This window comes from Mycobacterium sp. (assembly GCF_049281135.1).
Taxonomy (GTDB): domain Bacteria; phylum Actinomycetota; class Actinomycetes; order Mycobacteriales; family Mycobacteriaceae; genus Mycobacterium.
This window is the reverse complement of sequence record NZ_JBAPRN010000828.1, coordinates 1-8312: the sequence shown is the minus strand read 5'-3', so window position 1 is coordinate 8312 and position 8312 is coordinate 1. Positions and strand designations below refer to the sequence as shown.

Here is an 8312-nt window from a genome sequence, read left to right as displayed (position 1 = left end):
GCCCGACACGGTGAACAGCTTGGAGAACGTCCTGCATGTCGGGCCAACCGCCTTCGCCAACCTCAATTTGATTTACCATCCGGCGCACAGCGCGGTCGTCGGGCAGCCGGCGGGCACGGTCGGCACGATGGGCTTCGCGAACCCGATGGAATTCCTCTGCAGTGCCATTCAGGCCGGCAGCCGACTGGGATATCAGGAATCGGCCGAGCTCTGTGCGCAGTACCTGGCGCCGGTTCTCGACTCGATCAAGTTCAACTACCTGCCATTCGGACTCAACCCGTTCAACCTGGCCGCAACGCTGCCCAAGGAAGTCGCCTACTCCGAAAACCGGCTGCACCCGCCGGATGGATACAAGGACACCACTGTGCCGGGCATCTGGGTGCCCGACACCCCGACCTCGCACCGCAACACCCAACACGGCTGGATCACTGCACCTGGCATGCAGGGTGTCAAGGTGGGGCCGGTCACGGCGGGCTTACTCACCCCCGAGTCGCTGGCCGAACTAATGGGCGGGCCGGACATCACGCCGGTGCAGTCGAACCTGCAGACACCGCCGGGATACCAGAATGCTTACAACGAGCAGCCTCTCGGGCCGGCGCCGTATATCGGATTGCCGGGCAATCCGGCCCCGATCCCGCCGCCGCCACCGGCACCCGGTGTGATTCCCGGTCCCGTCGCACCGACGCCGGCTCCTGGACCGTCCCCGTTGTCAGGTCAGGCACCCGCCGGACCCGCGCTGCCCGCTGAGGCGGCATCCGCACCAGGAGGGGGTCAATGATGCGCGTGACGATCAGTAAATCCCGCCACCGGATCTGGCAGGGCCTGGTGTTTGCGGTGGCCGCAATGGTGCTCAGCTCCTGCGGCTGGCGCGGCATCTCGAACGTCGAACTGCCCGCCGGTCCGGGCGGCGGATCCGGCTCCTACACCGTGTATGTCCAGATGCCCGACACTCTGGCGATCAACGGCAACAGCAAGGTCATGGTTGCCGACGTCTTCGTCGGCTCGATCCGCAATATCGAGCTGAAGAACTGGGTGGCCACCCTGACGCTGGGCTTGGACAAGAACGTCAAGCTGCCGAAGAATGCCACCGCCAAGATCGGTCAGACCAGCTTGTTGGGTTCGCAGCACATCGAGTTGGCCGCGCCGGCCGACCCGTCGTCGCAGCTGCTGAAGAACGGCGACACCATCCCGCTGAAGAACTCGTCGGCCTATCCGAGTACCGAGCAGACTCTGGCCAGCCTGGCAATGGTCGTGCGCGGCGGCGGCCTGCCGAACCTCGAAGTCCTGCAGAACGAGGTCAGCAAGATCCTGACCGGGCGGGGTCCACAGATCCGTGCGTTCCTCGGCAAACTGGACACCTTCACCCGGCAGCTCAACGAGCAGCGCGACGACATCACCCACGCCATTGACTCGACGAACCGGCTGTTGGCCTACGTCGGCAATCGGTCGGATGTGCTCGATCGTGCGCTCACCGAATTCCCGCCGCTGATCAAATACTTGTCGGGTCCCGAGTATCAGAAGCATCTGATCGACGCCGTCGAGTCGGTAGGAGCGCTCAGCCAAGCCACCGCCCAGTATCTGGGTGAGGCTCGGGCCCCGTTGCACCAGAACCTGCAGTCGCTGCAATGCCCGCTGCGGGAACTCGGCAAGGCGGCGCCTGACTTGCTCGGCGCGTTGAAGTTGATCTTCACGGCTCCGTTCGACCTCGACACCGCACCGAAGCTGATCCGCGGTGACTTCATGAACTCGTCACTCGAGGTCGACACGACGCTGTCGGCGGTCGACAATGCGTGGCTCACCGGGACCGGGTTCTCCGGCGCGCTGCGCGCACTGGAGCAGTCGTACGGTCGCGATCCCGCGACGATGATCCCCGACGTGCGTTACACACCGAACCCGAATGACGCGCCGGGCGGACCATTGGTTGAGAGGGCGGACCGGCAATGCTGACACGTTTCATCAGGCGGCAGCTGGTCATCTTCGGCATCTTGACCGCGGTGGCCCTGCTAGTGCTGGGCGTGTACTACCTGCGCATTCCTTCCCTGGTGGGCATCGGCCAGTATGACCTGAAAGCCGAACTGCCGGCCTCCGGCGGGCTGTACCCGACGGCCAACGTGACCTATCGCGGCATCACCATCGGCAAGGTCACCTCCGTCGAGCCCACCGAGAAGGGCGCCGAGGCGACGATGAGTATCTCCAGCCAGTACAAGATCCCGCTTGATTCGGTTGCGAACGTGCACTCGGTGTCGGCGGTCGGTGAGCAGTATCTGGACCTGGTGTCGGAGGGCAAAGCGCACGGATTCTTCTCGCCCGGGCAGACGATGACCAAAGGCACGGTACCGAGTGAAATCGGTCCGGCGCTGGACACCGCCAACCGGGGGTTGACGGTGTTGCCGAGGGACAAGATCGGCCAACTTCTGGATGAGACCGCGGAATCGGTCGGTGGTCTGGGTCCGGCGCTGCAGCGACTCGTGGACTCCACCCAGGCGATCGTCAGCGACTTCAAGACCAACATCGACCAGGTCGACGACATCATCCAGAACTCCGCGCCGATCTTGGACAGCCAGGCCGTCTCGAGTAACGCGATCGACCGGTGGGCGCACAATCTCAACATCTTGGGCGCGCAGACTGCCCAGCAGGACTCGCATGTGAAAAGCATCCTGACGCAAGCGGCTCCGACGGCCGATCAGCTCAATTCGGTGTTCAGCGGTGTCCGTGAGTCGCTGCCGCAAACCCTGGCGAACCTCGAGATCGTCATCGACATGCTCAAGCGTTACCGCCCCGGGGTCGAGCAGACATTGGTGATGCTGCCCCAGCTCGGATCGATCGTGCAGGCGATCTCCGCTCCCTACGAAAAAGATCGCATGGCTGCGCTGGACCTCACGTTGGCGATCAACTATCCGGCGCCCTGCCTCACCGGGTTCCGCCCTGCACCGGAGTGGCGGTCGCCGTCGGACACCAGCATTGCGCCCCTGCGCGACAACAACTACTGCCGGATCCCGCAGGACTTTCAGGCCAACGTGGTGCGCGGCGCACGAAACTTGCCGTGTGTGGACGTCCCGGGCAAACGCGCGCCGACACCGCAAGACTGCCGCAGCGGCAAGCCCTATGAGCCGCTGGGTACCAACCCGTGGTACGGCGACCCCAACCAGATCCTGAACTGCCCGGCCCCTGGGGGTCGCTGCAACCAGGCGGTGAAACCGGGCTTTGTGATACCTGCACCGTCGGTCAACAACGGGCTGAACCCGCTGCCCGCGGATCGGCTACCCCCTGGAGGGCAGACGCCGCCGCCGAAAAGTGATCCGTTGCAGCGGCCGGGCTCGGGTTCGGTCCAATGCAACGGTCAGCAACCGAACCCCTGCATCTACACTCCGGGCGGGCCTCCAGCGGCCGTCTATAGTCCGATGAGTGGCGAGGTGACGGGCCCCGACGGTTCTAAATACTCCGTCAACAACTCACGCGACACAGGAGATGACGGATGGAAGGAGATGCTGGCGCCAGCCGGCTGACCCCGAACGACACGGATGAGGATCAGTCGTTGGAATCGGATGCGGTAGCCGACGATCCCACCGCTGAGGAAAGTGCCGAGGATTCGCTGGAATCCGCCGAAGCCTCCGACCCTGAGATCTCCGAGTCAGACGCCGGCGCCCCTGTTGAGGTCACCGAACGCGGGGACGACCCGGGTGCCCCGTCGCGTCTGGGTCGCACCTGGTTCATCGGAATCGCGGCTGCCCTTGTCGTGCTCGCCGGTGGTGTCGGGGCCGGCGGCTACCTGGCGCTACGCTCGCACCTCGACGCCCGCACTACCGCACGACACGATGCGGAAGCGGCGGAGGCCGCGAAGGACTGCGTCGGAGCCACCCAGGCGCCCGACATCGGGGCGATGGCCGCCAGCGCGCAGAAGATCATCGAGTGCGGCAGCGGAGCCTTCCGCTCACAGGCGATCCTGTACAGCGGGCTGCTCGTCGAGGCCTATCAAGCCGCCAACGCCCACGTACAGGTGTCGGATCTGCGTGCGGCGGTGGAGCGCAACAACGCCGACGGGTCCATCGAGATTCTGGTGCCCCTGCGCGTGAAGGTCTCCAACGCCGAGACGCAAAACCAGGAAGCGGGCTACCGCCTGCGGGTGACGATGGTGCAGGACGAGGGTAAGTACCGAATCTCCAAGCTCGACCAGGTAGCGAGGTGACGGTGCTGGTCGAGGAGACCGACGCGGCACCGGCAGTTGACGAATCAGCGCCGAATGAGTTGGCGGACTGGCACATTCGCGCCGCCGCTTTCGCCGTCGACGTATTACCGGGTGTCGCCGTTGTAGCGACGACGGCACAGGTCTGGTTGGCAGCGCCGTCGCAGAGCTTGTGGTGGTGGGTGTCGATATCGGTCCTCGTTGCCGCGGCTCTGGCGACGATGGTCAACCGGACGGTCCTGCCGGCGATCCTCGGTTGGAGCCTGGGGCGGGCGCTGCTCGGGCTCGAGGTCGTCCGGCCGGATGGGGCCGCCGTCGGAGTCGGCCGGCTGATGTCGCGGGAACTCGCCCACCTGCTGGACACCCTCTCGGTGTGCGTTGGATGGCTGTGGCCGCTGTGGGACCCACGCAAGCGCACCTTCGCCGATGTGTTGTTGCGGACAGAAGTGCATCAGGTGGCAACCGATCGGCGTCCGACGGACATCCGGCGGCACGCCGCTACCGCAGCCGGGGTAGCCGTGCTGCTCTGTGTCGGGGCCGCCGGGGTGAGCGTCTTCTCGATCTACCTGCCCGGTCGGGCCGCCGATCAGACCCGCACCGCGGTCAACGCACAAGGCCCAAAGATCGTCGCCGAGATGCTCACGTACGACCCGAAATCGCTGAAACAGGACTTCGAGCGGGCCCAATCTCTGACTACCGACAAATATCGGCCGGAGTTGGTCAAGCAGCAGGAGTCGGTGCAAAAGGGTCATCCGGTGATCAACGAATACTGGGTGACCGACAGCGCCGTGCTGTCCGCAACACGAGACAGCGCGACCATGCTGCTGTTCATGCAGGGTCACCGCGGCGGCGACAACCAACGATTCATCACCGCCACAGTTCGGGTTTCGTTCGTGAAAGGCAAAGACGGGCGCTGGCTTGTCGACAACCTCGACGTCGTGACGAAACCCAAACCGGCACCGGCCAAAGGACCGGCTCCACCCAACGGGCCGACTCCACCCAAGGGGCAAAAGTGAGCCCCCGCAGGCGAATCCAGCCGGGTGAAGAGCCGCTGCTGAAGGTGCCGAAAGCGACACTGTGGTCGAAGCTGCCGTGGCGCCCCGCGGTGCCGGCGCAGTGGTGGAAGCCGTCGCGGAAGTGGGCCGTGCCCTCGGCGGTGGCCGGAGCCACGGTGCTCACGGCGGCCGCCATCGCGACGTCCTCGATCGTCCTGGTTGATCAGCGGTCGCATCACCGGGACACCATGCAAGAAGTCGACGTTCTCGGTTTCGTCAAGGCCTTCATGACCGGCTTCACCACGCTGGATCCATTTCATGCCAATGACTACTACGACCGCGTATTAGCAAATGCAACAGGCGATTTCGCCAAGCAATATCACGACAAGCACAACGAAATCCTGGTTCAGATCGCCCAGGCCGAGCCGACCAAGGGCACCGCTCTGGCCGCCGGAGTGGAACGGTGGAACGACGACGGTAGCGCCAACGTCATGGTGGCGACCGACGTTTCGATCAAGTCCCCCGACGGCAAGCAGAAAATCGATAACACGAATCGCTGGGTGGTCACTGCTCAGCGGGAAGGCAACAAGTGGAAGATCAGCAGCCTGCAGCAGGTGATCTGACCGACGAGTCTCTCGGTAGCACGCCGGGAGACTCTGCGACCCTCGACACCGACGTCGCGGAAGTCGAAGGCGCGCACGGCTCTCCAGAGGCTTCGGACGGCGACGAGAACGTCGACGCCGCAACCGAAGATGACGAGGCGGACGACGCCGAGGCGGCCGATGAGGCGGTCGCAGGCGTGAAGCGATGGCGACCGGTCACCAAGTGGTCGGCGATCGCCGCGGGTGTGGCCGCTGCGCTGTTCGTCGGGTCGGCGGCATTTGCCGGCGCGACCATGCAGCCCTACCTGAACGACCGCGCGACGGTGGCGACCAAGCTGCGAGTCGCACGTACCGCCGCCAACGCGATCACGACGTTGTGGACCTACACCCCGCAGAACATCGACAAGCTGGCCGATCGGGCATCGCAGTATCTCAGCGGTGACTTCGAAGCCGCCTATCGTAAATACATCGATGCACTCGTCGCACCCAACAAGCAGGCCCAGATCACCAACACCACCCAGGTCGTCGGGGCGGCGGTGGAATCGTTGACCGGCGCGGACGCCACCGCGATCGTTTACACCAACACGGCCTCGACCAGTCCAACGACCAAAGATGTTCCCTCGTTGAAGTACCTGTCCTATCGGCTTGTGCTGCAACGCGATCAGGCGCGCTGGCTGGTCACCAAGATGACAACGATCACCTCACTCGACCTGACCCCCAAGCTCAATTGAACGCGAGCCAGCCCGGCAGTGAGCGCTCGTGCGCATCGCACAACACCTCGTAGTTATCGCAATTGCCTTTGGGCACACCGGCGCCGGCCCACATGCCGCCGGTGTCGCGACGCAGCACGATGGCCGACGACGTGCCGCCGTCGAGGAGCACCGCGGTGTCGCTGCCCAGCCCGCGGAACAGGTCCTGGATGTTGTCCGGCGTATAGCTGCCGCCCTGGAACACGTACATTTCGTCGCGAGGCTTGGAATAGGCCAACGCCGTGCGGGCCGCGCTCGGACCACCGTCGTTGAGCTGGCCGGTATTTCCGGGTGACAGCAGCCCCAGGCCGCTCACCGCGACGAATCGCTCGCCCCGGTCGACCAGTCCGGTGACGACAGACGTGGCCGCGTCGTAGTCATGCCCGTCCCGACCGCCCCTGGGCCATAGCACCGATGGCGCGCCGCGGTTGGGCAGGATCATCGTGGCCAACGCGCTCCAGTTCTCGTTTCCGCCGGACAGGCCCTGCTTGCCGGCGTAGGGGATGGTGCCGGTGACCGCCTGGTTGGCGCGGCCCTGCCCGTGGGTGTTGTCGACGTAGGCGCCCAGCGGTGAGCTGCAACCCGTCGAGCGCCACGAGCCGCCTTTCTGGCCGCGGATGTCGAAGAAGTTCGCGTTGATCGCGATCGTCGGCTGACCTAGCGCCTGCCACGCTTGCACAGCCGTATAGGTTTCCGACGCCTGCATCAGCCCGTCGCTGGTGCGCGCCCGCGGATTGCGCTCGCAGCGCGACTGGTGGCCCTGATGGCTGTCCACCAGCAGGTGCGGTTCAAGCCGTTGCGAGGCGGCCTTGATGATCATCAGGTGGCCGCCGCTGCCGCCGTCGTACCAGTTACCGGCGGCATTGAGCATCGGTGCCGGATGGCCGCCGCCGAAGTTGTACACCAAGTAGGACCCCTGAGTGTTGGCTATGGCGCTGGCCAAAAGCTCGCGGGCTTCGGCGCGAGCAACCGGCTGCCCCGTGCTGGTCGCCAGCGTCAGGCACAGCGCGCTGCCCGCACAGCAGGCTGCGATACGCCGGAAGGCGGCAGCGAGATATGGCACGGTTGCCCCTTCGGCGCACATGTCATTGCAATGAGCACAGCACTAACCTCAGGTATTACACAGCAACAGGCATAACAGCGGAGTGACGGTTCAGCCGCAGTCCAATGACGTTCGGCCGCTACGCGTTTACGACCGTTCGGCGGCCCTACTGATCGGGGTGGTCGACCTCGGGCGTCGACCGGCCGGCGACGCCATCAGGCGTATCGGCCGCCGGCGACGTCGAGACACGGTGGTAGCCACGCCGGTCATAGAGGCGAGTGGCGATGACGCCGAGCAGCACACCGATCACCAGGCCGCCCGCGGTCAGCTCCACCGACCGCGACAGACCTGCGTCGGCGCGCCCGCCCAGGTACAGCAAAGCCCTTGCGCCCAAGAACACTTGGTGCATCGGCTCGAACTTCGCCAGCCCCTCGAACAGCGCCGGGGTGGCCTGCAGCGGCACCGTCGCGCCCGCCGAGGGCAACCCGAGAATGATGAACACGAACAGGCTGACCAGCGCGCCGAGTGCGCCCAGTGCGGCGATCAGCGATGTGGAGGTCACCCCCACCGCCAAAATTGCGAACGCGCTGAAAAGCCATAGTGCCAGGCCGTTCTGAACCGGCATACCCATGTTTTCGGCGATCAGCAGATAGGCGGCCGACGTCAGCAAGGCCAATACCGCGATCATCGCCCACTTGATCAGCAGCGTGCGAAACCGCGAGATCTTGACCTGCTCGGCGA

The 8312-nt window shown here is 65.1% G+C and carries 7 protein-coding genes and 2 pseudogenes; 7 read left to right on the top strand and 2 right to left on the bottom strand.

Translation table 11 applies throughout. The annotated features are described in order from the left end of the window. The 7 genes and pseudogenes from WAN02_RS33065 to WAN02_RS33035 form a co-directional block, all read left to right on the top strand. Positions 1–778: pseudogene (locus WAN02_RS33065) on the top strand (mammalian cell entry protein); the annotation flags it as partial. After that, positions 778–1947 carry a virulence factor Mce family protein gene (locus WAN02_RS33060; RefSeq protein ID WP_422269574.1) on the top strand — a complete coding sequence of 390 codons (1170 nt, stop codon included), beginning with the start codon at positions 778–780 and terminating at the stop codon, positions 1945–1947. The pseudogene WAN02_RS33065 and the gene WAN02_RS33060, both read left to right, overlap by 1 nt. Next, positions 1941–3506, top strand: coding sequence for an MCE family protein (locus WAN02_RS33055; protein WP_422269573.1), 1566 nt, complete (start codon positions 1941–1943; stop codon positions 3504–3506). The genes WAN02_RS33060 and WAN02_RS33055 overlap by 7 nt, the downstream gene beginning before the upstream one ends. Further along, positions 3476–4186 carry a hypothetical protein gene (locus tag WAN02_RS33050; protein ID WP_422269572.1) on the top strand — a complete coding sequence of 237 codons (711 nt, stop codon included), beginning with the start codon at positions 3476–3478 and terminating at the stop codon, positions 4184–4186. The genes WAN02_RS33055 and WAN02_RS33050 overlap by 31 nt, the downstream gene beginning before the upstream one ends. Continuing rightward, positions 4183–5199, top strand: a complete 1017-nt coding sequence (locus WAN02_RS33045) for an RDD family protein (RefSeq protein WP_422269571.1) — start codon at positions 4183–4185, stop codon at positions 5197–5199. Before WAN02_RS33050 ends, WAN02_RS33045 begins: the two co-directional genes overlap by 4 nt. After that, positions 5196–5801 carry a mammalian cell entry protein gene (locus WAN02_RS33040; protein ID WP_422269570.1) on the top strand — a complete coding sequence of 202 codons (606 nt, stop codon included), beginning with the start codon at positions 5196–5198 and terminating at the stop codon, positions 5799–5801. Before WAN02_RS33045 ends, WAN02_RS33040 begins: the two co-directional genes overlap by 4 nt. Then, the gene (locus WAN02_RS33035; RefSeq protein ID WP_422269569.1) at positions 5768–6511 is read left to right on the top strand and encodes a mammalian cell entry protein; all 744 of its coding nucleotides are present in this window, start codon (positions 5768–5770) and stop codon (positions 6509–6511) included. The genes WAN02_RS33040 and WAN02_RS33035 overlap by 34 nt, the downstream gene beginning before the upstream one ends. On the opposite strand, the gene WAN02_RS33030 is transcribed toward WAN02_RS33035, so the two are convergent. Together WAN02_RS33030 and WAN02_RS33025 are read right to left on the bottom strand one after the other, a co-directional pair. Then, entirely contained in the window at positions 6504–7613 is a 1110-nt protein-coding gene (locus tag WAN02_RS33030; protein WP_422269568.1) for a phosphodiester glycosidase family protein, read from the bottom strand. The two genes, WAN02_RS33035 and WAN02_RS33030, sit on opposite strands and share 8 nt — an antisense overlap. A gap of 124 nt (positions 7614–7737) precedes the next feature. Beyond that, positions 7738–8312: pseudogene (locus WAN02_RS33025) on the bottom strand (hypothetical protein); the annotation flags it as partial.

What these genes read in the sequence shown, in the direction of transcription:
- WAN02_RS33055 (WP_422269573.1), top strand. Translation starts at nt 1,941, where the DNA reads ATGCTGACACGTTTCATCAGGCGGCAGCTGGTCATCTTCGGCATCTTG.
- WAN02_RS33060 (WP_422269574.1), top strand. Translation starts at nt 778, where the DNA reads ATGCGCGTGACGATCAGTAAATCCCGCCACCGGATCTGGCAGGGCCTG.
- WAN02_RS33030 (WP_422269568.1), bottom strand. Translation starts at nt 7,613, where the DNA reads ATGTGCGCCGAAGGGGCAACCGTGCCATATCTCGCTGCCGCCTTCCGG.
- WAN02_RS33050 (WP_422269572.1), top strand. Translation starts at nt 3,476, where the DNA reads ATGGAAGGAGATGCTGGCGCCAGCCGGCTGACCCCGAACGACACGGAT.